Raw genomic sequence first — 25,308 nt, 5'->3', positions numbered from 1 at the left:
TACCGGTAATTCGGTCTTGTGGCGCGTTTGAGGCGCATTCATGGCAAGATGCCACGAACGAAGGCGCATGAACTAATTGTTGTTGCATTACTGCGTGGATTGTCGCTCATCCGATGCCTAAACAGGACCGGTCCGGCGGTTTGATGCCGATCAGGCGACGACTCAGGCTTTTAACGCGCCAGACGCGCGGCCCGACCGCCACGGCGTTTGGCGATTTGGCCCTGACGCTGAGGCAATTCTGCCATCACCTTGCGTCGCGCCTCGGGCGACATGCGGGACCAAGCGGTGATTTCGTCAATCGACCGCAGGCATCCTGTGCACAGGCGGGCTTGCGGATGTATGACGCAGATTTTGATGCAGGGGCTTTCCACTTCGTCGCGGCGCCAGATTTCATCGTTCATTCATGTCTCCATCTGGTTGCGAATGACGCGCAACCGGTCCAACGCCCCTTGCAGGATATACGCAGCCGCGACGTGATCTATGACCTCTGCGCGACGTTTTCGTGACGTATCCGCCTCTAACAGCGCGCGCTCTGCCGCAACGGTGGACAGGCGTTCGTCCCAGAATGTGATGGGCAGCGCAATGCCGGCCGTTTGTTCAAGGTTGCGGGCAAATGCGCGTGTAGCCTGACACCGTGGTCCTTCGGTGCCGTCCATATTGCGCGGCAGGCCAAGCACCAGCCCGGCGATCCGGCGTTCGGCAATGATTTCCGACAAGCGTTTGGCATCCACGGTAAACTTGCGCCGCTTGATGGTTTCCAGCGGCGAGGCGACTGATAACAGCGTATCGCTAACGGCGATTCCGATTGTTTGGGTGCCCAGATCGAGGCCGATGATCGCCTGCATCGGGGGCAGGGCGGCGAGAAACGCCTGCGTGTCCTCGTATGTCATTCGGCCACTTGCGCTCTTTGTCCGGCGCGCAGCAGCAGGTCGAGGGCGCGGGTGTCGCCATCAAAGACCTGAACGGCGTTTTCATAGATCGCCCGCGCGTCCGCTGTACGGCCCAGAACGCCAAGCGCTGTAATCAGTTGCGCCCAATCCTCGACCGGGCCGCCCTCGGTGGCGAGGCGTTCAGACAGGCCGGACACCATGCCTTGGATCATCTCCATGCGCTCGGCTGGCGACAACTCCTGCGCGGCTTCGATGTCGTCCGCGGACGGTCCGCGCCCGGTGCCGATTTCAGGCAGCTGGTAATTCACGCCTGCACGCCATGCAACATCTTCGATGTTTGCCATGATCAGCGGGATCCATGGCGCATCGGCCGGTCCTTCGCGCAGCAACTGGTCCCAGACGCGGAAGGCGGTATCCGGACGGCCATTCTGCGTCATCATCTGGCCCACGTAGAACCGTGCGATGCCATTGCCCGGATCCTGCGAGAGGATTTGGCCAAGCACGGCTTCGGCTTCTGGAGAGACGTATCCACCGGCGGCAAGCACCATCAGATCCGCGTATGAGACGAGATCGGCAAGGGTGGCCTCCTCGCTCTTTATCTCAAGCACCCGTTCCTGCGCGCGTACCGCTGCTCTGTAGTTGCCAAGCTCGGCCTCGTAGCGCACCAGAAAGCTGTGCCCCTGCAAATCATCGGGACGGTCTGCAACCACCGTTCTCAGCCTGTCGATCAGCGCCAGAGTGTCCGGGCTGACATTCGGCGGGGCAGTGAAGGGTGGCAAGCTGTCCTCGGCTGCGGCCTGTGTGGGGCGGTTTGCACGCATCTCTTCGGCGATTTCGATGCGATCGGCGAGGGCGAGGTCGCCATAGCCCGGTGCGCCGAGGGACCAGTAAAGCGACAGGCTTCCGCCGATCAGGGCAACGGCGAGAAGCACTCCGGTCGCAAGTGGCGCGCCTTTGTTGGCGGCACCGGCGTCAGTACCCTGCTGCAGGGCGGCGTCTGCGGCCAGAATGCGACGAGACACCTCGGCCCGAATGCGCTCTGCATCGGCTTGCTCGACCACGCCGCGCGCGAGATCGCGATCCACTTCGCGCAGCTGGTCCCGATAGACCTTGAGGTCGTAGGCTGCAGCAGGGCGCGCTGCACCCCTGTCGGGCGCGCGCAAGGCCAGCGCCAGAAGCGCTGCCACCAAGGTCGCGAGACCTGCTGATATGATCCAGAACGTCATTTCCGCTCTACCCTTTGCTGACATCCCATGTAACCTTGTCTGGCAGTCGGCAAAAGAGACAAAAGATCACGTTGGCCCAAAGACATGCGGCAAAGCCGCCCGGTGTCGCAAAACTGGCTCAAAGTGACGCGACGAGTATCCTCTTTTCTGCTCATTTACGCAGATGTATGGAAACGGCGCGGCGGAGTGATTCCGACGCGGTTTTGCAGTGCGGAGACAGAACCATGAAACGATATTCGGTTTTTGCAGTGGCACGCGAGGCAGCGCGGTATCACAGCGGCTGGGAGCGTGCGTGGCGTGCGCCAGAGCCGAAGTCGAAATATGATGTGATCATCATCGGTGCGGGCGGGCACGGGCTGGCCACGGCATACTATCTCGGCAAGCGATTTGGCGTAAAGCGCGTTGCCATCCTCGAGAAGGGCTGGTTAGGCGGCGGCAATACCGGGCGGAATACGACGATTATCCGGTCGAACTACCTGCAGGACCCTTCGGCTGCGCTTTATGAAAAGTCGCGCTCTCTTTACGAGACGATGAGCCAGGATCTGAACTACAACGTCATGTTCTCGCCCCGTGGTGTGATCATGCTGGCCCAGACCCATCACGAGGTACGGGGCTATCAGCGTACGGTGCACGCAAATGCATTGCAGGGCGTCAAGACAGAGTTCATCACCCCGACGCGGGTGAAAGAACTGGTGCCGATCATCAACCTCAAGGGCCCGAGGTATCCCGTTCTTGGCGGGTTGTGGCAGGCGCGAGGCGGTACGGCGCGGCATGATGCTGTTGCATGGGGTTACGCGCGGGCGTGCTCGGACATGGGCATGGATGTGATCCAGCAGTGTGAAGTGACAGCGATCCGCCGTGACGGTGGCAAGGTGGTGGGCGTCGATACGACCAAGGGACAGATCGATTGCGACAAGCTCGGGATCGTCGTGGCGGGCAATTCGGGCCATGTGGCCGGGCTTGCCGGGTTCCGGTTGCCTATCGAAAGTGTGGCGCTGCAGGCGCTGGTATCGGAGCCGATCAAGCCCTGTATGGACGTGGTGGTGATGGCAAATACCGTGCATGGCTATATGAGCCAGTCTGACAAGGGCGAAATGGTGATCGGAGGCGGTACAGACGGGTACAACAATTACACGCAGCGGGGATCGTTCCACCACATTGAAGAAACCGTGCGCGCGTTGATCGAGACCTTTCCGATGGTCAGCCGTCTGAAGATGTTGCGCCAGTGGGGCGGCATTGTGGACGTCACCGGAGACCGCTCGCCGATCTTGTCAAAGACGCCGGTTGAAAATGTCTTTATCAACTGTGGTTGGGGCACAGGCGGTTTCAAGGCAACGCCCGGGTCTGGCTGGGCCATGGCCGAGTTGATGCACAAGGGGCATGGCCCGCTGACAGACGATTTTGGTCTAGACCGCTTTAGCGAAGGACGGTTTATCGACGAAAGCGTTGCCGCCGGGGTGGCACACTAATGTCAGTCTGCTGTATGCGAACTGCCGGAGCCACCGCCGATGTCCGACTTGTTTTTGTCGGCATCCGGTTTGGTGCGATTGCCGCGCCGCACAAGAAAAACGGCGAGTGCAATCAGTACAACAAGCGGCAGCAGTTGCAGAATGTCTTTCATGGCGCGCGCCTATTCGTCTTGCGGCGGCTTGCGTTGCTCGCCGGGCGCGCCGAAGGCGATCAGATGGCTCACGTCCACCTCGCGCCCGCCACGCGCTGCCTTGCGTGCAGCGACGCCCCTGCGTTCCAGAAAAAACATCACCAAAGCGAGGGCGCAAAGTGCGCCAAACCCGATGACAGCCAAAGTCGTGTTGCTCATCTTTCTCTCCCACAGACAAACAATACCCGGATACTAATACAAAAAACGGCCGTTGAAGAAGCGATTTCCGCATTTTTTCAATACCTTTGCGCCCGCGCGGGTTTGGCCACTGCGAGAAATCATGCCGTTTGCAACGACACAAAGGCCTTTGCTGCGCAACATAAGCGCCACCTGCGTCCGAATAGCGCAACTCGGAACAATCCGGCAAAGCCGCGCGTTCCTGATGTGAACGCTTATCAGAAAGGTGGTGCACAATGGCTCATCCCTCGAAGATCAACAGCAGCGCCGGTTTGGGTTTCACTCTTGGCGCGCTTTGCGTCGTCGTTCTGGGCGTCGCTTATGCCCTGTTTGCCCGTGACGACGGTTTCGCCTTCTCCGTTGAAGGAGAAGACACAACGCTTGAGAAAGCTGCCGAAGCTGTCTCTGACAGCTGACGTATTCAAAACACAGCATTTTGCAGCCAGTGGCCCGTCGGCGGCCGCTGGCTGTTTTTCGTTTCACCTTGCGCAAGAGGGGAGTTTGCCGTGCTTCTTCTGACCTGTCCTGTCTGCGGCGTCACTGCCGAAGAAACCGAATTTCACGGCGGCGGCGAGGCGCATCTGACCCGGTATGGCCCCGGTTCTGATGACGCGGCGTTTGAAAACTACTTGTTCATGCGGGAAAATCCGCGCGGCGTGCATTTTGAACGGTGGCGTCACGCCTACGGCTGCGGCAAGTGGTTTCATGCCGCCCGCGATACCACGACACTCGAGGTATTTGGCACCTATCCCGCACAAACCCTCGAGCCTCCGGCAGAGTTGCGGCGCAAGATCAGCAAGAAGCGCCCCGGGTGGACTTGGAGGGATTTCAAATGATCTGCCGCCAATGCGCTGAGCCACCTGTGTCTTTGACCCCCAATTACCCCCGCCGGAGGCATCCGGCGGTCCAAACCGCGATGAGGTTTCCCGCATGAGCACACGGCTTTCAACCGGCGGCCGGCTTCTGGACCGCACACAGACCTTAAGCTTCTCGTTCAATGGTAAAACCTTGCACGGGTATCAGGGGGACACTCTTGCGTCTGCCCTTCTGGCCAGCGATCAGATGATGGTGGGGCGCTCGTTCAAATATCACCGTCCGCGCGGCATCGTCGGATCAGGTGTCGAGGAGCCCAACGCGCTCATGAACATGGGCGAGGGGGCACGGTTCGAGCCGAACCAGCGCGCCACCACGACCGAGCTTTTTGACGGGTTGCAAGCGCGCAGCCAGAACCACTGGCCCACGCTCGAATTCGACATTGGTGCAATCAACACGCACCTGAGCCGCTTTCTGCCAGCGGGCTTTTACTACAAAATGTTCATTCATCCGCGCCCGTTCTGGAAATACATCTATGAGCCTTTCATCCGGCAGTCTGCCGGCCTCGGGCAGGCGCCGGACGCCGAAACCCGCGATGCCGATACATACGAGCATTACTATCATTTCTGCGATGTGCTGATCGTCGGCGGCGGCATCGCCGGCTTGCAGGCCGCGCGCACAGCGGCAAAGTCGGGTGCTTCTGTCACAGTGATTGAGCAATCCGCCCATTGGGGCGGGCGTGCACCCGTTGATGGTGGCACTGTCGCCGGCGCGCCTGTGGATAAGTTCGTGGAACAAATCGTTTCCGAACTGGAAACAATGGACAACGTGACCCTGCGAACTCGGTTGATGGGCGCAGGCGTCTACGACCACGGGTATGTGCTCGGATATGAGGCCGTGGGCGATCACAATCCGGAAACACCCGGGCCGCGGCATCGGTTGTGGCGCATCCGCGCGGGACAGATTATCACCGCGACCGGCGCGATCGAGCGGCCTTTATCGTTTGCGGGGAATGACATCCCGGGCGTCATGCTTGCCGCTGCGATGCGCGATTATGCGGTCAATTACGGTGTTTCCGTCGGTGCAAGCACTGTCGTCGTGACCAACAATGACGACGCTTATCTGACGGCATTTGCCTTGAAAGACGCGGGTCTTTCGGTGCCTGCGATCGTTGATGCGCGCAGTGCCGGTGCCGGAGATGTGCAGGAACAGGCCCGGTCGCGGGGCATAGAGGTGCTGAACGGTCACGCCGTCGCCAAGGTCAAGGGCGGCAAGCGGGTGACCGGCGTCGTGCTGTGCCGTCAGGACGGCAACGGCGGGTCTGTGCGAGAGATTTCCTGCGATGCGGTTGCGATGTCGGGCGGATGGTCTCCGGTGGTGCACCTGTGGTCGCACTGCGGTGGCAAGCTGCACTGGGATGCCGATCAGGCGCTGTTTCGCCCGGATGTGGATAAAGCGCCCACGGGAAATGACGGCGCGCCATTTGTCGTGGCCGCTGGCAGCGCTAACGGCCTGATGTCTCTCGGGGATATTCTCGTCGATGCAGATGAGGCTGCGCGCCTTGCAGCGTCCCGCATGGGGCTCAAAATCCGCAAAACGAAGAGCCCGCAGGCTGATGTGCGGCATGAAGCACCGATCGAACCGGTCTGGTTGATGCCTCAGGGCGCCCCGGTGGAACTGCGCAGCAAGGCGTGGCTGGATTTCCAGAACGACGTAAAGGTTTCCGACGTGCAACTGGCGGCCCAAGAGGGATTTGAAAGCGTCGAGCACGCCAAAAGGTACACCACGCTCGGCATGGCGACGGATCAGGGCAAGCTGAGCAACATCAACGGTTTGGCAATTCTGTCGGATGCGCTGGGCCGACCCATCCCGCAAACCGGCACCACGACCTTTCGCCCGCCCTATACGCCGATCTCGATGGGAGCCATCGGTGGCGAAGCGCGCGGCGACGTGTTTCAACCGCTGCGCCGGACGCCGATGCATGGATGGCATGACGGAAATGGTGCTGACTGGGAACCGGTCGGTCACTGGCGGCGCCCCTACGCGTATGTCCGAGAGGGCGAGCGGGTCAAAGAGGCGGTCAATCGCGAGGTCCTCAATACGCGACAAAACCTCGGGCTGCTTGATGCTTCTACCTTGGGCAAGATCCTCGTGAAGGGGCCGGATGCCGGACGCTTCCTCGATATGATGTACACCAACATGATGTCGACACTGAAACCCGGTAAATGCCGCTATGGTCTGATGTGTTCGGAAAACGGGTTCCTGATCGATGACGGTGTCGTCGCCCGTATCGATGAGGACACTTGGCTGTGCCACACGACCACGGGTGGCGCGGACCGAATTCATCAGCACATGGAAGAGTGGCTGCAGACCGAATGGTGGGACTGGAAAGTGTACGTCGCCAATGTGACCGAAGCCTACGCGCAGGTCGCGGTCGTCGGCCCGAAGGCGCGCAAGGTGCTTGAAAAGCTGGGCGGTATGGATGTGTCGAAAGAGGCGCTTGGCTTTATGGAATGGGCAGACGGGGAAATCGGTGGCTTCAAGTGCCGCGTTTACCGTATCTCGTTCTCTGGTGAGCTAAGCTTTGAAATCGCAGTCGATGCAGGCCAGGGCCTCGCCTTCTGGGAAGCATTGATGTCTGCGGGCGAAGAATTCGGTGTGATGCCCTACGGTACGGAATGTCTGCACATCCTGCGCGCCGAGAAGGGCTTTATCATGATCGGTGACGAAACCGACGGTACGGTCATCCCGCAGGACCTTGGCCTGCACTGGGCGCTGTCCAAGAAAAAGGACGATTACCTTGGCAAGCGCGCGCATGAGCGGAGCCATATGGCGGATACTTCTCGCTGGCAGCTTGTCGGGTTGGAAACGGTGACCGGCAGTGTGATCCCCGACGGGGCCTATGCGGTGGGTGAGGGCAAGAACGCCAACGGCCAGCGCAACGTCATTGGTCGCGTCACCTCGACCTATTACTCGGCGACATTGGACCGTGGCATTGCCATGGGGTTGGTCGAACACGGTCCATCGCGCATGGGCGAGATTATCGAGTTCCCCGGAACCGAGGGTGCAACGTTCCGTGCGCGCATCGTCGATCCGGTGTTCTATGACAAGGATGGGGAAAAACAGAATGTCTGACTTTGTTACGGCCCTGAATGGCGCGAATAGCGCAGATGGCATCGCCAAAATATCCGAAGTAGGTGTGCAGGGCATGATTACCTTGCGTGCGGATTTGGCAGACCCGACCGTGGCAAAGGCGGTGAAAAAGGCCTGCGGGCAAGACGTGCCGCAAGCTGGCACCGCGCACATCAGCGGTGAAGCGGATGTAGCGTGGATGAGCCCTGACGAGCTTTTGATCCTGTGTCCGCATACTGGCGTTGGCGCAAAGCTTGCGCAAATCACTACAGACCTGAAAAGCGTCCATCATCTGGCGGTGAATGTTTCGGCCGCCCGCGCGTCGTTCAAAGTCGAGGGCGCACAGGCGCGCGAAGTCTTGGCCAAACTGTGTCCGGTTGACATTTCGGCGCAGGCTTTCGGGCCGGGCAGCTTTCGCCGGACCCGAATGGCGCAGGTGCCGGCTGCTATGTGGTACGTCAGCGACGCGGCCTTTCAGGTGATCTGCTTTCGTAGTCAGGCGCGGTACGTTTTTGATTTGCTCAGCACGGCGGCGCAACCCGGAAGTGAAGTTGGGGCAATGGGCTAAATCGCGTCTGACACCTTAGCTTGCATTCTTCCGCATTCGGCCAAGGGTGGACCGGCCTGCGCATTAGGGTTGATCTTGAAGGCCGTTTTCCCGGGCCGGGCCGCCACGCCCGGTCAGCATCTCTTGGTTGATCGATCCTGATAAGATGGAAAAAACTATGCGTATGCACGGAACCATGTCAGCCGTTGCGCATTCCATCCTAGGGACCGGCCGCTGTGAGACTGGCATTCTAAAGGCAAATTAATTGCCTCATTTCATCTCGCGCGGTTGATCTTGCTGAGATTTGCACAATCTGTCATGGACAGACGAGAAATACCAACCGAAGGGGACCTCTCATGGCTTTCGAACTTCCTGATCTTCCTTATGCGCACGACGCGCTGGCATCCAAAGGCATGTCGGCAGAGACGCTCGAGTATCACCACGACCTGCACCACAACGCGTATGTCACTAACGGCAACAAGGCGATCGAAGGCACGGAATGGGCCGGAAAATCCCTCGAAGAGATCATCAAAGGCACATATGATGCTGGCGCTGTGGCCCAAAACGGCATCTTCAACAACATCAGCCAACTGTGGAACCACAATCAGTTCTGGGAGATGATGGGCCCCGGCGACACTGGCATGCCGGGTGAGCTGGAAAGCGCACTGACAGAGAATTTCGGCTCGGTCGACAAGTTCAAGGATGAATTCAAGGCCGCCGGTGCAGGGCAATTCGGATCGGGCTGGGCTTGGCTGGTCAAAAATTCCGATGGATCGCTGGCCGTGACCAAGACCGAAAATGGTGTGAACCCGCTTTGCTTTGACCAAACTGCCTTGCTGGGCTGCGACGTATGGGAGCATTCCTACTACATCGATTTCCGGAACAAGCGCCCTGATTACCTGTCGAACTTCCTCGACAATCTGGTCAACTGGGAAAACGTCGCATCGCGGATGTAATCTGAAATTGACTTGATGCGTAAAAGGCCCGCTGGTTCAGCGGGCCTTTCTTGTTTTTATGACGTGGCCGGTCGCAAAGCATGAATTCCTTAAAAAAGCCTTTTAAGACAACAGGGTAGTGGGTTTTCGTGCCGAATTCTGAACACTAGCAGTATACCCTTCACAGGTCCGGAGACGGGCGACGCATAAGGCGGTACAGCCTGAAGGCCAATTTGCTGTTTGACGGAATGCTTGGGTCACGGTTGGCGATGACACCGTATAGGTCACGCCGCCGATGTTTTGATCGCCGTGACCGTGCCAAATTGAATTGCGTGAAGGCACCTCTGTGATCGCCTATGTGACCCGACCGCATCGCTGCGGAAATCAAGACGCGCCGTTGGGCACTCCAAATGCGGTGTTGCTTTTTCGCTTGTCGTGTTCCGCAGTTATCCGTCACATGGCCAAGGTAGGTGGGCCAGCGATGAGCGAGATGTCAAAAGGGGTAGCAGCAGTTCTTGGATCAGCGGTGATCTGGGGCGTGTCGCCGATATTTTACAAGGCCCTGAGCCACGTTCCCGCACTGGATGTCCTCGCGCACCGTATGATCTGGTCGCTGATATTTTTCGGTGGTGTTTTGGCCATGCAGGGTCGGCTGCATGAAATCCGCCCTGCATTTTCCGACAAACGCAAGGCGCTCATGCTGGTTGCGGCATCCGTCATCATCATGCTCAACTGGGCGCTTTTCATCTGGGCCGTGCAGGCGGGGCTGACGACACAAAGCTCTCTTGGGTACTATATTTATCCCCTGCTGTCGGTCCTCTTGGGCTTTGTGCTGTTCCGCGAGGCGTTGACGCGCGTGCAGTGGGGGGCGATCGGGCTTGTTACGTTTGCAGTGCTTTTGCTGACTTGGGGCGTAGGAGTGCTGCCATGGGTGGCACTGGTTCTGGCCGTGTCCTTTGCCTGTTACGGTGTCGTGAAAAAGCAGCTGGACCTTGGACCGGTGCTTTCTGTCACAATCGAAGTGCTGTTGCTTGTCCCCCTCGCCGTGATTTTTCTTGCCTACCGCTACCAGGCAGGGGCGGATATTTTTGGCGGTGATGCCACGAGCCTGGCTTTGCTTGTGTTGTCCGGCCCTATGACGGCGTTCCCGCTTGTTTTGTTCGGGTACGGCACACGCCGTATGAAGATGGCAAGCGTGGGCCTGATACTTTATGTGAACCCGACCCTTCAGTTTGCCTGCGCCGTGTTTGTGTTCGGAGAGCCGTTCTCTGGCTGGCATCTTGCCGCGTTCACGCTGATCTGGATTGCGCTTGCGATCTATTCCGGTGCCGCGTGGCGTCAGGACAAGGCGCGTCGCACCGCATCTCGACAGGCTTCGGCATCTGGTACCGCAGTGTAAAAGCCGTGCAGCGTGTTATCCGCAAACCCTTCTGCTGTGACGTGGCTTAGCAAAACTAATAGCGGGTCCCAGTATCCATTGACGTTCATCAGGAAAATCGGTTTGTCGTGCAGGCCGAGCTGCCGCCATGTCAGGACTTCGAACAGTTCGTCCAGCGACCCGGCACCCCCCGGCATTACGACCACAGCGTCGCAGTTCATAAACATCACTTTCTTACGCTCATGCATTGTCTCGGTGACGACGTAAGAGGTCAGGTCGGTTTTTCCAACCTCCCAATCTACCAGGTGTTTCGGGATCACGCCAAATGTCGGAGCGCCGGCCGCCTGAGCGCTGCGCGCAATTGCCCCCATGAGCCCGACATCCCCGGCACCGTAAACCAGCCGCCACCCTTCTTGTGCAATGGCACGCCCAAGATTTTCGGCCTCTTCGAGGTAAGCCGGGTCCGAGCCGTGACGCGAACCGCAGTAGACGCAGAGTGATTTGATCGACATGGCGCAGTGTTTCCTCTTGAAGAATAATGAAAAAGTGAGCCGATGGGTTTTGACCACTGATAGGGCAGTTGCTATTAAGGCTCAATGCTCGCTTGGGGACACAGGCGGCAAACCTGGGGAAGAAAAGAAAAATGCGCAAACAAGCGGGCGTTGGCACCTCCGCAGGCTCCGGTCTGCTGATTGGCGGGGTCGCGGTGGTATTGATGATTGCGGCCGGCACGATGCTGCTGCTTCAGCAAGACGACTTGCCGAGTGACGAAGATGTGTCGAGCCTTGTCTCAGAGACATCTCCTGCAGCCGTGACCGAAACAGATGCCGTGACTGCAACGGATGCGGATACTGACGCCTCGGTTTCAAGCGTCGGAGGAGATGCAACTTCTGAAGCGGCAACGCCTGAAGCGGTGCCGCCGGCTTCGGATCAAAGCGTCGCCGACGCCGAAGATGACGCCGTGGTAGCCGAGAATACTGCGGATACTGAGGCGTCTACGCCCAGTATCGACGAGGTGCGTCTTGACACAGACGGCGTTGCGGTAATCGCGGGGCGCGCCGAACCCGGAGCACAGGTGGATGTGGTTGTCGACGGCGAGATCATTGCAAGTACCGAGGCCGATAGCGGCGGGTCTTTTGCTGCCATCGGGATCGTCGATGCGAGCGACCAACCCCGTGTCCTTTCTTTGAGCGCATCAGGGGAGAATACGACCATACCGTCAACGGACGAGGTCATCATTGCGCCGCGTCAAACGCAAACGGCAGATACCAACACGGCATCGGGCGCGCAGAACCCGCAAGAGGAACCGGTCGCTTCGGAACAGGTCGTGCCATCAGAGCCGGTTGCGGCGGCCGTGGCAGAGGCGCCGGTGACGATCGCTGACGACGGAGAAGCCATTTCCGAAGAAGCGCCATCGCAACAGCTTGAGACTGAGGCTATTGCCTCGTTGGAAACCGGGTCATCCTTGCCTGAGGCCTCTGCGACCTCAGACGCAGAGGTTGCGACCACAACCGATGAAACCACTGTCGCAGAACCAGACGCTGCTTCTTTGCCAAACACTACAGGCGAAGCGGGTCAGACGGTGGTCGCAGAGGCGCCGCAGCCTCAGGCTGTGCCTGAAGTGGCAGAGGTCGGCCCGCTGGACAGCCCTGACGCCGCGCCGCAAATCGCCCTTTTGAAATCAACTTCTGAAGGTGTCGAACTGTTGGGCACGGCCCCAACGCCGCCACGCCAGATTCAACTTGATACCATTGGGTATTCGGACGGCGGGGTCGTGCAGCTTGCCGGTCGCGCGAGCATCGAGGCGGTTGAGGTGCGCGTCTATCTCAATAACCGGTCTATCGCCCGGTTGCCTGTGGACAGCAACGGCAGCTGGCGCGGTGATGTGCCGGGGATTGATGCCGGTGTATATACTTTGCGCGTTGACGCACTCGATGACGGTGGCCGCGTAACCAGCCGCCTTGAGACGCCGTTCAAGCGCGAGGCGCCGGAGGTACTTGCAGCGGCAGCTTCTGCGTCAGATGGACCGGTCAGCGCCATTACTGTGCAGACAGGCGATACGCTGTGGGCTATTGCACGTGACCGCTATGGTGAGGGCGTACTCTATGTGAGGGTTTTCGAGGCGAACCGGACGTCGATACGTGACCCGGACCTGATCTATCCGGGACAGGTATTTGACCTGCCTTCGGACGAATAGCGGAATATTGGCCCGCGCAACTGGCAAATCCCGCTTTCGTGGATTAGGTAACACCTCCTGAGAACAACGCAGGATGCCCCATGGCCTCTGACACCACCGCTGCAAAGCAGGACGCGCAGACCCTGTCGTCAATCGAAGACGAAGAACGCCGGTCAGGTTTGCGGACGATCCGACGGGTTGCGCCGTATTTATGGCCATCCGACAAACCCTGGGTCCGGTGGCGTGTCGTCTGGGCGATGGGCTTTCTCATCTTGTCCAAGCTCATTTCTGTGGCCACGCCGTTCTTTTACAAGGGCGCAGTCGATGCACTGGCAGAAGAAGGCGTGCCCATGCTGGCCCTTGGGGCGGTCGGGCTCACGGTGGCCTATGGTGTTGCCCGGCTAATGACGGTTGGCTTTCAGCAATTGCGCGACGCTGTATTCGCGCGTGTCGCGCAACGCGCCCTGCGCCAGCTTGCGCTTGAGACGTTCAACCACATCCACCGCCTCTCGATGCGCTACCACATCACGCGCAAAACGGGTGGGCTGAGCCGCATCATCGAACGTGGTGTAAAGGGTGTTGAGTTCCTGCTGCGCTTTTTGCTGTTTTCGATCGGTCCATTGATACTGGAGCTGCTGATGGTGGGGATAATCCTCGCCGTTGTGTTCGATTTTTACTATCTGCTGGTGGTGGCGGGTACCATCGGTCTCTACGTTTGGTTCACTTTTGCTGTGACCGAATGGCGGGTAAAATTGCGCCGCAAGATGAACGACAGCGACACCGACGCGAACCAAAAGGCCATCGACAGCCTGCTCAATTTCGAGACCGTCAAGTACTTTGGCGCCGAAGAGCGTGAGGCGGAGCGCTATGACAAAGCCATGGCGCGGTACGAAGACGCAGCCATCAAGACAAGCTATTCGCTTGCGTTTCTTAATTTCGGACAATCGTTCCTGATCACTGCCGGGTTGGTCGGCGTGATGGTAATGGCCGCCATTGGCGTGCAGCAAGGCACGCTGACCGTCGGCGATTTTGTGATGGTGAATGCCTATATGGTACAGATCACTGTACCGCTGAACTTTCTCGGTACGGTTTACCGCGAAATCCGACAGGCCCTGGTCGATATGGGCGAAATGTTCAATCTGTTGGAACAACCCGCTGAGGTCACTGACGCACCTGATGCAAAGCCTCTTAAGGTTACCGGCGGGCGCATCGAGCTTGACGACATACGCTTTGGGTACAACGAGGATCGTGCAATCCTGAAAGGCGTCTCGGTTACGGCAGAGCCCGGTGAGATGGTTGCGATTGTCGGGTCGACCGGCTCTGGCAAGTCCACAATCGGGCGGTTGCTCTTTCGGTTCTATGACGTTGGCTCGGGCGCTTTGCGCATTGACGGGCAGGATGTGCGAGAGGTTACTCAAACCAGCTTGCATGCGGCCATTGGTGTCGTGCCGCAAGACACGGTGCTGTTCAACGATACGATCCGCTATAACATCGCGTATGGCAAAGACGGGGCAACCCAGGAAGACGTGATAGAAGCCGCAAAATCGGCGCAGATACATGATTTTATTGAAACTTTGCCTGACGGGTATGACACGACAGTGGGCGAACGCGGCCTCAAGCTTTCAGGTGGTGAAAAACAACGCGTCGGCATTGCGCGCACACTGCTGAAAGATCCGCCGATTTTGCTGCTGGATGAGGCGACATCGGCGCTGGATTCAGAAACGGAATCCGATATTCAAGATGCGCTGATGCAAGCCGGACGCGGGCGCACTGTTCTGGTCATTGCGCATCGGCTCAGCACAATTTCCGAGGCTGACAGGATCATCGTGCTGGAACAGGGCGAGATCGTCGAGCAAGGCACACATGAAGCTTTGCTCGGGCAGGAGGGCCGCTACGCACAGCTATGGCGGCGCCAGCAGTCTGACGAGATCGCGTGAGCCGCGGCAAAGACTATCCACACACGCCGGATGGTCGCTACTTTGTGGCCAAGGGTCGACTGTGGCGTTGTACTGACCCGCGCCTTGATGACACAACGCGGCGCGCTCACATCAAGGCGTTGATGCAGGCCCGTCGTGCTGTGATGCAAGCCAGTGACGAGGATACAGAGCGCGCAGCGCGGGAACGTGTGGACGTTGCCAAACGCGCCTTGGGAGAACGCGGCCCGGTCTGGTGGGACGATGGCGCGCATGATGAAGGTGGCAAGCACCCGGAAAATTCCACCTATGCCGATTGGTGGGCCGCCCTGGACGAGGCGGACCGCAAAAAGGCGATTTAGTCGGCAGCCACCGCCTTGCCGGTAAGCTTGTCCAGTGCACCGGTCATCATTTGCAGGTATTTTGCGTCACTTGGCAGATCATGGGTCGCGGCCAGTCCTGCGGGGGCGTGGTATGCAACATGCACTACGCCTTTCTCGTCGGCATAGACAAGGACGCGCAACGGCAGATCAAGGCCTGCAGTCTGCCCATCCTGCATCGCGGGTGTGCCGAGTTTGGGATTGCCAAAGATCAACAGTTGGGTCGGTCGCAAATTCATATCCACTTTCTTGGCGCCGGCGGTGTGATCCACGCGCGCAAAGACTGTGGCCCCGGCGCCGTTTACTGCCGCCTCCAGCCGATCCATTGTCTCCGACACCGAATGTGGACTGGTTTTCTTGAGCAGATCACCGGCAAAGCCGGAAGTGGCAGAAAGTGCAATGACTGTTGTAGAAATTATCAAGGTACGCAGCATAAATCCTCCGAAGGGTTACCCACCCAAGTAGGTAACACCAAAGCGCGGCATTGCGCGTCACGCTTGCGTGAGAGCGTTATTCGGCCGCTTTTAACTCGGCCGGTGTTGGCGAGACGCCTTCATCGTCGTCCCAGATCAGTTCGGTGCCACCGATACGTGCCGCTTCACGCATGAGGGCCCAGTCGCGCGCCGCTTGACTGGCGCGCCCCATGGACATTTTGGCAAGCAGCGTTGCGATCCAGCGTACGTAAGTCGTCGCCCAGACGCGGATTGCAAGCATTGAAGGGGTCACCACCAACGTCAGCACTGTGGCGATGCCGAGACCGAAGACCACCGCAGTTGCCAGCTGTTTCCACCACAGCGCTGTGGGGCTGTTGACGGTATATCCGCCCTCGGCGAAATTCAGGCTAAGCCCGAACATCATTGGCGCCAGCCCCGCCATAGTGGTGATGGTGGTCAGCAGCACGGGCCTGATGCGGGCCTGCGCAGTGCGGATGATAGCCTCTATTCGAGGCATGTACTGGCTGTACTCCTGATAGGTGTCGATGAGGATGATGTTGTTGTTCACCACGATCCCTGCAAGCGCAACAATGCCCGTTCCTGTCATGATGATCGAAAAGGTCTGGCCCATGACCAACATTCCGATCAGCACACCGGTTGTCGACAGAACGACAGCAACCAACACCAGTACCGCGTTGTAAAAACTGTTGAATTGCGCCAGCAGGATGATGAACATCAATCCAAGGGCTGCCGAAAAGGCGGTCTGCAGAAACGCCCCGCTTTCCGCCTGTTCTTCCTGATCGCCTGTCCACTCCCACGCGACCCCATCAGGCAAAGGGCTAGTTTCCAGCCATTCCGTCAGCACGCCGATCCGTTCATTGGCGTTGACCGGCACCAGACGAAGATCACCGTCGCGCAATCCGCCTGCAATATCGCGCTCGGCTCCGGTCGTGCGGTCAGCTATCTTGAAAGCAGAACCGTCAGGCATGGTGATGTCTGCGTCGGTGGCGGCAGGGCGCAGGATCGCCAGAGTGGTGTCGACATCAGCGTCGTTTTCTCGTGTCGTCTCAACGACTTTCATGAGCCCGGGGGCAACATCGGCTTTCACGTCGAAATAACGTGTCTGATCGATGCGGCTGATTTCAGCCAGTTTTGGAACAGGGGTGCGGGTAATGAAGTTGGACAGCGGGACCAACCCGTCGTTTGTGCGCACTTTAAGCGTGTCGAGTGTCGAAAGCACGCGGTCTTCGGATGGAAGCCGCACGCGGATATCAATTTCCTCGTCGGAACTGTCAACGCGCATGGTGTCCAGCAGCAGACCGCGTGTGACGAGTTGGACCATCGCGCCGACTGTTTGCACATCAGCGCCGTAGCGGCCTGCTTTTTCGACGTCCACGTCGATCTGCCAGTCGATACCGGGCAGGGGGCGTGTGTCTTCGATCAGCGTAAGGCCGGGTGTTACGTCGAATTGCGCTCGGGCACGCGCCGCGGCTTCTGTCAGCGTGGCGAAGTTGTCGGTCTTGAGCCGCAGGTGCACCGGTTTGCCAGACGCGGGGCCTCGCGCTTGCGCAAGGATTTCGATCTTGATGCCCGGCAGTGCCGATAGCTGTTCAGTTAGCTCGGCGATGACGATATCGCCATCCAGATCAGGGCGGTCGGCACGGTCATCCCACGGGATCGTTTCGAACTGAACCTGTCCGATCATCTCTTTGGGTGTGCCCGCACCTGAAGCGTCAGTGTTCAGGCCGCCTTCGCCCGCGAATGAAAAAGCGTTGATAATACCGGGATGATCAAGAACGATGTTCTCTGCTTGCCGGACCAGTGTATCTTTTTCTTCGAGGCTGAGGTTGCCGCGGGCCAGCACGTAGACGATGCCTTGCTCCGGTTCACTTTCGACAAAGAACTCCACCCCGTTGTTGTTATTGGTGAAATAGATCAAGACCGAGCCGACAAAGATAAAGACAGTACCCGCCATCACCAAGGGCATGACCGGGTTGCCGGCGATCCCGGCCATCACGTGGCCAAAGAAGGAACGGCGGTAACCTGCACTGATCTTGTCGGGTTCGCTGCGGAACAGGCGGGCCGCAAACCAGCGGCCGGCGCGGCCCATGCGCGTCAACAGGGCAAATGTCGAGATCAGCATGAGCATGAAGCCGCCAAGCGCCACGGCAATGGTCGCCGCCGCCGCCACGATGAACAGGAAAACGACCAGAAAGGTCGGAACGACAGAGCCGATAAGGTTGAGTTGATCCATTGACGCAAATTGCGCCCCGATAGCGCCAAAGACCGGACCCAGAAGGGCAACTGCGGCCATCATCGCCGCCGCAATAGGGAAAAGGAGCAAGTGCAGATACCAAGGCAGATTTGCCACTGATTCCATGTTGTCCGCCATCCAGCGCTCTAAACGACCGGTGACGCCACCCATCACAGGCAGGTAAATCAAAGCCACCATCAGGCTGGCGGAGAGAACGAAAATTAAGGTGATTGGCAACATCCCCATGAATTCACCGGGAACACCGGGCCAGAACAGCATGGGAAGGAAGGCGCAGAGCGTCGTCGCTGTCGAGGAAATGATCGGCCAGAACATGCGTTTTGCCGCTTCGACATAGGCGCGCATCGGGCCCACGCCTTCCTGCTGGCGCTTGTCTGCGTATTCGACCACGACAATCGCGCCGTCGACAAGCATGCCAACGGCGAGGATCAGCCCGAACATAACGATGTTGGAAATCGATATGCCCATGAGCGCCAGAAAGGCAAAGCACAGCAGGAAAGATGTGGGGATAGCAAAGCCGACCAATAGGGCCGCGCGGATGCCGAGTGCCGCCAAGACGACGATCATCACCAGTGCGATCGCCGTAAATACGGAGCCCTGCAACTGCTGCACCATACCATTCACTATACGCGACTGGTCATTGGACGTTCCCACCTCGACAGCGGCTTGAAGGCCTTCTGGCCAGTTGGCCCGCTGTGCCGCGACGATTTCTTCGACTTGAGCGGCTGTGTCGATCAGATTGAAGCCTTTCCGTTTGACCACCTGCAGCGCCACGGTGTTTTCGCCGTTAAAACGGGCGGTTCCGATCCGGTCCTCGAATGTCAGGTTGATCTGGGCGAGGTCGCCAAGCGTCACGACGCGGTTTCCATTGGTCTTTACCGGCAGATTGTAAACATCGCGCGGTTCATCAAAAGAGGAGGGTATTTTGACGGCGAATGTGCCTTGTGCCGTTTCGACCTCGCCCGCGGCGATCAACTGGTTGTTGTTCTGGACAGTTGCGATCAGTTCGCCAGCCGTGACGTTGTAAGCCTCGAGCCGCAAAGGATCGATCAAAACTTCGAGCATTTCGTCGCGACTGCCGGCAATTCCGGCTTCCAAAACGGCATCAACTGCTTCAAGTTTGTCTTGTAAGTCTTTGGCAACACGCACCATAGTGCGTTCCGGGACTGGGCCTGTCAGATTGACAATGATGATCGGAAATTCCGAAAAATTGATCTCGTTGATCGTATATTGTTCGGCTCCGTCCGGAAATTCTGCCTCGGCTTTGCTCATCGCGTCGCGCACATCGGCAAGCACTGCTGATTTGTCCCAGCCAAACTCAAACTCCAGCGCCACGCCCGCGTAGTTTTCGGCTGCTGTTCCGCTCATGGATTTCAGGCCGTCTAGGTCGGCCAGTTCGGTTTCCATCGGCTTGACGAGCAAGGTTTCGCTGTCCGCCGCAGAGATGCCGGGAAAGGGCACCGATACAAACAACGCCGGGATTTCGATATCTGGTTCACCCTCCTTGGGAAGGGTGGAATAGGCATATCCGCCGACAACAAGGCTGAGCAGAATGAACGCCAGAACCATGCGCGCCCGGGCGGCGGCCCATTCGACGATACCGGTCATTGGCTAAGCTCCATAAAGGTCGGCGCGACCTGGACGCCGGCAACAACGTATTCCTGTCCGAGAACGATCACATTAAGTGTTTCGGGCAGGTCCGTTGCCCAAATGCCCTGCGGCGTGTCTCGCAACAACCTTACCTCGTGAAACGAGACGATGTTGTCATCACCAACGGCGCGTATACCCAAAGTGCCCTGGTCGTTGAGGGTAAGTGCGGACTGCGGTAGCAAGTGCGCTTTTGCCCCTGCGCCGGCGATCATGATTTCGGCAGTCTGACCGTCTGAAATGCTCTGATCCGCGTTGGCAACTTCGATCTCGACGCGGAAGGTTCGGGTCGTTTCATCAGCTGAACGCGACAAGAAGGTGACTGTGCCTGTTACGTCGCCTTCGCCCGTGGCCAGTGCAGCTCTGGCTTGTGCGCCGACCTTGACCCGGTTGACCTCGGTTTCGGGTACGAAAGCCACCAATTTGATCGGATCCAGTTGAATAATTGACGCACAAAGGCTGCCCGGTTGCAAAAGACTGCCGAGTTCAGCGGTATCGCTTTCCAGCAAGCCTGCGAACGGGGCGGTAATGCTCAACCGCTCGATCTCCTTTTCTGCCGTGGCAACAGCGGCTTGTGCAGACTGGATACCAGACTGAGAGGCGCTCAGACCAGCGCGAGCTGATTCCACCGAAGCAAGCGCCGTGGCAACATTTGCCTCCGCATTTGCCACCCGTGTCGTCGAGGCAAACCCGCCTTCGCTTAGCTTGGACGACGCGTTTTGATTGATGCGCGCCTCTTCCAGTTGTGCCTGTGCCTGTTGCAGCCGCGCTTCGGCTTCTGGAACGCGGGAACGTGCTTCTTCAAGTTGCGCGCGGGCTTGTGCCAGAGCGGTCCCTCGAGTGCCCTCGTCAAGACGACACAATAACTGACCTTCTTCCACGCGGGCACCTTTGCGCAGCGGATCGGACACCACCACAGCAGATGTTTCCGCGCGTACATCTACGGTACGCGCCGCATTGGTCTCGCCACGCAGGCTAACGGCCGTATCAATTGCCTGTGCCGTGGATGTCTGAACGACCACTTTTACAAGATCAACCGCAGGGGCCTCGCTGCTTGGCGATTGCGCCGGTTCCTGCTCTGCAGTGGCGCTTAGTTCGGCTGTATCCTGGCCGAGAAACGCCAACAGGCTTTGCCGGTCTACAATCGCATAGTAGATCAAGGCGGCCACTAAAATGGCTGCTACAATAGGAAAAATACGCATAACCGATGCCTCAACTCAGGATGCAGCGCCGCTTGCCGTCCCGGGAGGTGGCGTGCCAAAGTGCTGCGTTCACCCGGAAATACGCTAAACTGACCAGTTTAGATTAAAGATTCTTGGCCAGGTTTGCAATGGGCCTCGCGGTCGCAGGGACAACGGGTCTTGGCTTGCCCCTTCGGGCGCGTTAAGAGGGGCCAGATCAAGCGTGGCAGGGTTTCATGAGCGACACGGAAAGTTTCATCAGCGAGGTTAACGACGAAGTGCGTCGTGACCGCTTTTATTTCATGTTGCGGCGCTATGGCTGGATTGCGGCGGTTCTGGTTGTTCTGATCGTGGGTGGCGCGGCCTTCAACGAGTATCGCAAAGCGCAGGCGCAGGCCAAAGCGCAAGCCTTTGGCGACGATGTGTTGGCAGCGATGTCACAAGGCAGTGCTGAGGAACGGCTTGATCGCTTGTCGGTGATTGATGCGCAGGATGCGACGACACGTGCCGTATTAGAAATGCTTATTGCCGGCGAAGCGCAGGCAACCGGAGATACCGAGGCTGCAATCGCTTCCTTGGAAGGGGTCGCAGTTAATGGCGAAGTACCCGCAATCTATCAACAAATAGCTTCGTTCAAGTTGCTGGTGGCGCAGGGTGACACCCTAGATGTCGATACCCGTCGTCAACAATTCGAAGCTTTGGCGCAACCGGGCGCGCCGCTCAGCTTTCTGGCGCAAGAACAACTCGCGCTGATTGACATCTCGCAAGGCGAAACCCAAGCGGCGATTGAGCGGTTGCAAAACATTGCGCAGGCTGCCGGCGTAAGCTCGGACTTGCAACAACGCGCCTTACAGGTGATTGTGTCGTTGGGAGGCGAGCTGGACGTGGCAAACCTCCCTGACACCGGGAACTGAACCGGTTATAAGCCGGGCACGATGAATGCCCTGCAAGAAGGGACTGAGCGAGCGGGGCGTCATGAAGAAGCTAATCCACTCTGGCGAAACGCTGTTGCCACGCGTTGCGATGGCCTTATGTGTATGTGGTATCCTTCTGTCCGCCTGCGCCGAGCCGGAGTTCATCCTTCCGGGCAAACGTGAAAGCGTGCAGTCCATCCTTAGCCCGGATCAGCAACCGCAGCAGAATGAAACACGCCCGGTGTCGCTGCCGACCGCAAGCACAAACGCTAACTGGACGCAGGATCAGGGCACACCCGCGACACGTGTTGCACATCCTGCCTTGGCGGCGCCACTGACACAAATCTGGAGCGCTGACATCGGCGCGGGTGACAGCCGAAAGCAGCGCATCAACGCTTCGCCTGTCGTAGCGAATGGCGTGATCTACACGTTGGACGCAGAGGCGCGCGTCACGGCGACCACTTTGTCCGGTGCGCGGGTCTGGGACGCTGACCTCGTGCCGGTGCGGGGGCGCAGTGGTCAGGGTGCTGGCGGTGGTCTCGCCTTTGCCGGTGGTCGGCTGTACGTGGCGTTGGGCTTTGGTGTCTTGGTCGCTCTTGATGCGACCAACGGTCAGGAAATCTGGACACAAAGCTTTGAAGGCACGGCGTCCGGTGCACCAACAGTGTCGGGCGATATTGTATATCTGACCGTGAGCGACGATCGCGGATGGGCCGTTTCAGCGGATGACGGGCGCCAGCTTTGGCAACTCGCCGCTTCACCGGATGTGAACAACGCCTTTGGCGCGCCTGCGCCGGCGGTCAGCGGTGATCTCGCGATCTTTGCATTTGGATCAGGTGAAGTTCAGGCTGTTTTCCGGCGCGGTGGTCTGCGTCGATGGGAGGCTTCAGTGGCCGGGGTTCGTCCCGGTACCGCGTTGGGTGCTGTTGTAGATGTGACTGGCGCGCCAGTTATTGTTGGGAATACCGTGTACGTTGGCAACCTGACTGGGCGGACAGTTGCACTTGACCTCAATACGGGTGAACGGCGGTGGACAGCCGACGAAGGCGCGGTGAGCCGTATTCTTGTGGCGGGGGGGAGCGTTTTCATCGTTACCGACCTGAACGATCTGGTACGGCTGGATGCCTCTGATGGCTCCACCATCTGGTCGGTGGATCTGCCACGGTTTACCAACGAACGGCCTCGTCGTCGGGCGGCGGTGTTTGCCCATCACGGCCCCGCATTGGCGGGAGGACTGATCCATGTCGCCTCAGATGATGGTCTTATTCGGTCTTTTGACCCCGCCAGCGGCGCGCTGAGGAGCTCTGTTGAGGTGCCCGGTGGTGCCTCGTCGGCGCCTGTGATTGCAGGTGGTGTAATGTACGTCGTTTCTACCAAGGGCAAATTGCACGCTTTCCGTTGACCGCACTTTGCGGTAAAGCCGCAGCTTAATCTGGCATCCGGAGCCTGTGTCATGTCTTTTACTCTGGCCATAGTTGGGCGTCCCAACGTTGGGAAATCTACGCTATTCAACCGACTGGTTGGCAAGCGCCTTGCGCTGGTGGACGACCAGCCCGGGGTTACCCGCGATTTGCGCGAAGGTGCCGCACGGCTGGCCGATCTGCGATTTACAGTGATCGACACCGCCGGGCTGGAAGAGGTCACGGACGACAGTTTGCAGGGGCGTATGCGTCGTCTGACGGAACGCGCCGTCGACATGGCGGATGTGTGCCTTTTCATGGTGGATGCCCGTGTCGGGATCACGCCTTCTGATTTGGTTTTCGCGGATATCCTGCGCAAACGCGCCAAGCACGTTATTCTGGCAGCGAACAAGGCAGAAGGTGCCGCTGCTGACGCTGGCGTGATCGAGGCTTATAGTTTGGGGCTTGGAGAGCCGGTACGTCTGTCTGCAGAACATGGCGAAGGGCTTACCGATCTCTATACCCATTTGATGCCCATTGCCGACGGGTTCGCTGAACGCGCCGCGCAAGACGCGCCCGACGTTGATGTCAGCATTGATGAAGACGACGGCGATATGGACGCCGATATTCCCATGCCGAGTGCCGCCAAGCCGTTGCAGGTTGCCGTGGTAGGGCGCCCAAATGCCGGGAAATCAACGCTGATTAACCAGATCCTCGGTGAGGATCGGTTGCTAACCGGACCAGAGGCAGGCATCACCCGTGATGCGATTTCTTTACGTACCGATTGGGTCGGGCCGGACGGAACGACGTTGCCGATGCGTATCTTTGACACCGCTGGGATGCGAAAAAAGGCGAAGGTTCAGGAAAAGCTCGAAAAGCTGTCTGTCAGCGATGGGCTGCGCGCGGTCAAGTTTGCCGAAGTGGTGGTCGTTCTACTGGATGCTGCCATTCCGTTTGAGCAGCAGGATTTGCGGATCGCTGATCTGGCAGAGCGCGAGGGGCGGGCTGTGGTTGTTGCGGTCAACAAATGGGATGTTGAAGAGAACAAACAGGCCAAACTCAAAGAGTTACGCGAAAGCTTTGAGCGTTTGCTGCCGCAATTGCGGGGGGCGCCGCTGGTGACTGTTTCAGCGCAAACCGGTCGCGGACTGGACCGGTTGCATGCAGCGATTTTGCGCGCGTACACCGTCTGGAACACGCGCGTTACCACAGCTCAGTTGAATCGCTGGCTGACAGGCATGTTGGAGCAGCACCCGCCACCCGCGCCGCAGGGCAAGCGGATCAAGCTGCGTTACATGACACAGGCCAAGACCCGGCCACCGGGGTTTGTCGTCATGTGTTCGCACCCCGACAAAGTTCCGGACAGCTATACCCGCTATCTGGTTAATGGGCTGCGTCTCGATTTCGACATGCCGGGAACGCCCATCCGCCTTTGGATGCGCAGTCAAAACGATGCGAACCCTTACAAGGGGCGGAAAAAAGCGGCGCCTTCCAAGCTACGCAAGCACATGGAGGGGCGGCGCAAGGACTAGCTGCGCGCTGCGCGCCATGTTGGCAGGCATAGCGCGGCAGCACCGCCTGCGGCGAGTGCCGCAATGGTTGGATCGCTCGACATGTTCTGCACGACAATTGCGATCAGGGCCCAGATCGCCCCAAGCCCGTAGGTCGGCGCGCGGTTGAGCTGGCTTTGCACTGCCGAGGCCAGTACAAGCGCCACAAAGATAAAGATATATGCGGCAACCTCGGCGGAGGTGTAGCCGTATCCAGCGGCCAGCAAACCCAGCGATACGCAGCTTGCCGCGCTGAGCCACCCGGCATAAAGACCCACCGGCAAAAGCGCCCATGCCGTGTCGGTTGCCGGCGCGCGGAACAGCGCATAAAGCGCCGTTATTAGCATGGCCCAGATCAAAATGGCTGCCCAGACCGGGCTGGCAACGGCGACAGCGAGCCATATCGAACCGATCGCGAGTGAAATGCACAAGGGAACTCGCATCTTGTGCCAATCTGCATTGTCCGCGCGCTTGAGGGCGCCATAGGCCATTCCGATGATCAGCCACAAATAGACCAACCCCCAGATGGCAAATGCGTATCCGGCAGGCTGCACGGGGGGATTTTCCTGCGGCACCGGGAACTGGTCCGCGTCGAAACCGCCAAAATCGGGAACCCAAAGGGATGACCCTGCAAAGCTCAGCGTCAGGAGGGCGGTCAGATAGGCGATGGCTTTCATCATGTT

Annotated in this window: 23 protein-coding genes; 13 read left to right on the top strand and 10 right to left on the bottom strand. The window is 58.8% G+C overall.

The genetic code is table 11. From position 1 onward, the window contains the following. Window positions 1-170 precede the first annotated feature (170 nt). From AC2D8V_RS09265 to ccmI, 3 genes are read right to left on the bottom strand one after another with little or no spacing between them, the layout of a single operon-like run. Window positions 171-401 (bottom strand): DUF1289 domain-containing protein, encoded by a 231-nt coding sequence (locus AC2D8V_RS09265; protein WP_484733242.1) that lies wholly within the window; start codon window positions 399-401, stop codon window positions 171-173. Beyond that, a complete protein-coding gene (gene ruvX, locus AC2D8V_RS09260; protein ID WP_484733241.1) occupies window positions 402-890 on the bottom strand; it encodes a Holliday junction resolvase RuvX in 489 nt (162 codons plus the stop codon). It lies immediately after the preceding gene. Next, the gene (ccmI, locus tag AC2D8V_RS09255; protein WP_484733884.1) at window positions 887-2,116 is read right to left on the bottom strand and encodes a c-type cytochrome biogenesis protein CcmI; all 1,230 of its coding nucleotides are present in this window, start codon (window positions 2,114-2,116) and stop codon (window positions 887-889) included. Before ccmI ends, ruvX begins: the two co-directional genes overlap by 4 nt. A gap of 224 nt (window positions 2,117-2,340) precedes the next feature. On the opposite strand from ccmI, the gene AC2D8V_RS09250 reads away from it, so the two are divergent. Beyond that, on the top strand, window positions 2,341-3,585 hold the full coding sequence (locus tag AC2D8V_RS09250; protein WP_484733240.1) for a sarcosine oxidase subunit beta family protein: 1,245 nt from the start codon (window positions 2,341-2,343) through the stop codon (window positions 3,583-3,585). Window positions 3,586-3,587: 2 nt separating this feature from the next. On the opposite strand, the gene AC2D8V_RS09245 is transcribed toward AC2D8V_RS09250, so the two are convergent. Both AC2D8V_RS09245 and AC2D8V_RS09240 read right to left on the bottom strand, forming a co-directional pair. Beyond that, a complete protein-coding gene (locus tag AC2D8V_RS09245; RefSeq protein WP_484733239.1) occupies window positions 3,588-3,737 on the bottom strand; it encodes a hypothetical protein in 150 nt (49 codons plus the stop codon). A gap of 9 nt (window positions 3,738-3,746) precedes the next feature. Further along, on the bottom strand, window positions 3,747-3,935 hold the full coding sequence (locus AC2D8V_RS09240; RefSeq protein ID WP_484733238.1) for a hypothetical protein: 189 nt from the start codon (window positions 3,933-3,935) through the stop codon (window positions 3,747-3,749). A gap of 254 nt (window positions 3,936-4,189) precedes the next feature. Here AC2D8V_RS09240 and AC2D8V_RS09235 point away from each other — a divergent pair, with 254 nt between their 5' ends. From AC2D8V_RS09235 to rarD, 6 genes are all read left to right on the top strand, one after another. After that, window positions 4,190-4,369: a hypothetical protein gene (locus tag AC2D8V_RS09235; RefSeq protein ID WP_484733237.1), complete on the top strand. Its 180-nt coding sequence runs from the start codon at window positions 4,190-4,192 to the stop codon at window positions 4,367-4,369. Between the two features lie 90 nt (window positions 4,370-4,459). Then, window positions 4,460-4,789, top strand: a complete 330-nt coding sequence (locus AC2D8V_RS09230; RefSeq protein WP_484733236.1) for a sarcosine oxidase subunit delta — start codon at window positions 4,460-4,462, stop codon at window positions 4,787-4,789. A 94-nt stretch (window positions 4,790-4,883) separates the two neighbouring features. Further along, window positions 4,884-7,901: a sarcosine oxidase subunit alpha family protein gene (locus AC2D8V_RS09225; RefSeq protein WP_484733235.1), complete on the top strand. Its 3,018-nt coding sequence runs from the start codon at window positions 4,884-4,886 to the stop codon at window positions 7,899-7,901. Next, window positions 7,894-8,466 (top strand): sarcosine oxidase subunit gamma, encoded by a 573-nt coding sequence (locus tag AC2D8V_RS09220; protein ID WP_484733234.1) that lies wholly within the window; start codon window positions 7,894-7,896, stop codon window positions 8,464-8,466. Before AC2D8V_RS09225 ends, AC2D8V_RS09220 begins: the two co-directional genes overlap by 8 nt. Window positions 8,467-8,801: 335 nt before the next feature. Further along, window positions 8,802-9,401, top strand: coding sequence for a superoxide dismutase (locus AC2D8V_RS09215; RefSeq protein WP_484733233.1), 600 nt, complete (start codon window positions 8,802-8,804; stop codon window positions 9,399-9,401). 436 nt (window positions 9,402-9,837) lie between these two features. Beyond that, a complete protein-coding gene (gene rarD / locus AC2D8V_RS09210) occupies window positions 9,838-10,779 on the top strand; it encodes an EamA family transporter RarD (RefSeq protein ID WP_484733232.1) in 942 nt (313 codons plus the stop codon). Here the strand turns inward: rarD and AC2D8V_RS09205 are convergent. Further along, window positions 10,719-11,270 (bottom strand): LOG family protein, encoded by a 552-nt coding sequence (locus tag AC2D8V_RS09205; protein WP_484733231.1) that lies wholly within the window; start codon window positions 11,268-11,270, stop codon window positions 10,719-10,721. The two genes, rarD and AC2D8V_RS09205, sit on opposite strands and share 61 nt — an antisense overlap. Window positions 11,271-11,401: 131 nt before the next feature. On the opposite strand from AC2D8V_RS09205, the gene AC2D8V_RS09200 reads away from it, so the two are divergent. The 3 genes from AC2D8V_RS09200 to AC2D8V_RS09190 all read left to right on the top strand — a co-directional run bounded on the left by AC2D8V_RS09200 (window position 11,402) and on the right by AC2D8V_RS09190 (window position 15,209). Beyond that, window positions 11,402-12,955, top strand: a complete 1,554-nt coding sequence (locus AC2D8V_RS09200; RefSeq protein ID WP_484733230.1) for a LysM peptidoglycan-binding domain-containing protein — start codon at window positions 11,402-11,404, stop codon at window positions 12,953-12,955. A gap of 80 nt (window positions 12,956-13,035) precedes the next feature. Continuing rightward, on the top strand, window positions 13,036-14,871 hold the full coding sequence (locus AC2D8V_RS09195; RefSeq protein ID WP_484733229.1) for an ABCB family ABC transporter ATP-binding protein/permease: 1,836 nt from the start codon (window positions 13,036-13,038) through the stop codon (window positions 14,869-14,871). Continuing rightward, window positions 14,868-15,209, top strand: coding sequence for a hypothetical protein (locus AC2D8V_RS09190; RefSeq protein ID WP_484733228.1), 342 nt, complete (start codon window positions 14,868-14,870; stop codon window positions 15,207-15,209). The genes AC2D8V_RS09195 and AC2D8V_RS09190 overlap by 4 nt, the downstream gene beginning before the upstream one ends. Here the strand turns inward: AC2D8V_RS09190 and AC2D8V_RS09185 are convergent. From AC2D8V_RS09185 to AC2D8V_RS09175, 3 genes are all read right to left on the bottom strand, one after another. After that, on the bottom strand, window positions 15,206-15,661 hold the full coding sequence (locus AC2D8V_RS09185) for a DUF302 domain-containing protein (RefSeq protein ID WP_484733227.1): 456 nt from the start codon (window positions 15,659-15,661) through the stop codon (window positions 15,206-15,208). The genes AC2D8V_RS09190 and AC2D8V_RS09185 overlap by 4 nt on opposite strands. A gap of 76 nt (window positions 15,662-15,737) precedes the next feature. Next, window positions 15,738-19,541: an efflux RND transporter permease subunit gene (locus AC2D8V_RS09180; protein WP_484733226.1), complete on the bottom strand. Its 3,804-nt coding sequence runs from the start codon at window positions 19,539-19,541 to the stop codon at window positions 15,738-15,740. Next, window positions 19,538-20,782, bottom strand: coding sequence for an efflux RND transporter periplasmic adaptor subunit (locus tag AC2D8V_RS09175; RefSeq protein WP_484733225.1), 1,245 nt, complete (start codon window positions 20,780-20,782; stop codon window positions 19,538-19,540). The genes AC2D8V_RS09180 and AC2D8V_RS09175 overlap by 4 nt, the downstream gene beginning before the upstream one ends. Before the next feature lie 215 nt (window positions 20,783-20,997). Here AC2D8V_RS09175 and AC2D8V_RS09170 point away from each other — a divergent pair, with 215 nt between their 5' ends. The 3 genes from AC2D8V_RS09170 to der all read left to right on the top strand — a co-directional run bounded on the left by AC2D8V_RS09170 (window position 20,998) and on the right by der (window position 24,607). Further along, window positions 20,998-21,675, top strand: coding sequence for a hypothetical protein (locus AC2D8V_RS09170; RefSeq protein WP_484733224.1), 678 nt, complete (start codon window positions 20,998-21,000; stop codon window positions 21,673-21,675). 61 nt (window positions 21,676-21,736) lie between these two features. Beyond that, window positions 21,737-23,077: an outer membrane protein assembly factor BamB family protein gene (locus AC2D8V_RS09165; protein ID WP_484733223.1), complete on the top strand. Its 1,341-nt coding sequence runs from the start codon at window positions 21,737-21,739 to the stop codon at window positions 23,075-23,077. A 51-nt stretch (window positions 23,078-23,128) separates the two neighbouring features. After that, window positions 23,129-24,607 carry a ribosome biogenesis GTPase Der gene (der, locus tag AC2D8V_RS09160; RefSeq protein WP_484733222.1) on the top strand — a complete coding sequence of 493 codons (1,479 nt, stop codon included), beginning with the start codon at window positions 23,129-23,131 and terminating at the stop codon, window positions 24,605-24,607. Here the strand turns inward: der and AC2D8V_RS09155 are convergent. Continuing rightward, window positions 24,604-25,305, bottom strand: coding sequence for a hypothetical protein (locus AC2D8V_RS09155; RefSeq protein ID WP_484733221.1), 702 nt, complete (start codon window positions 25,303-25,305; stop codon window positions 24,604-24,606). The two genes, der and AC2D8V_RS09155, sit on opposite strands and share 4 nt — an antisense overlap. Window positions 25,306-25,308: the final 3 nt, after the last annotated feature.

It is taken from the genome of Roseobacter sp. YIN89, assembly GCF_057219365.1.
Note: the sequence above shows the minus strand (reverse complement) of the source record. Positions and strands in the feature narration are given on the sequence as shown.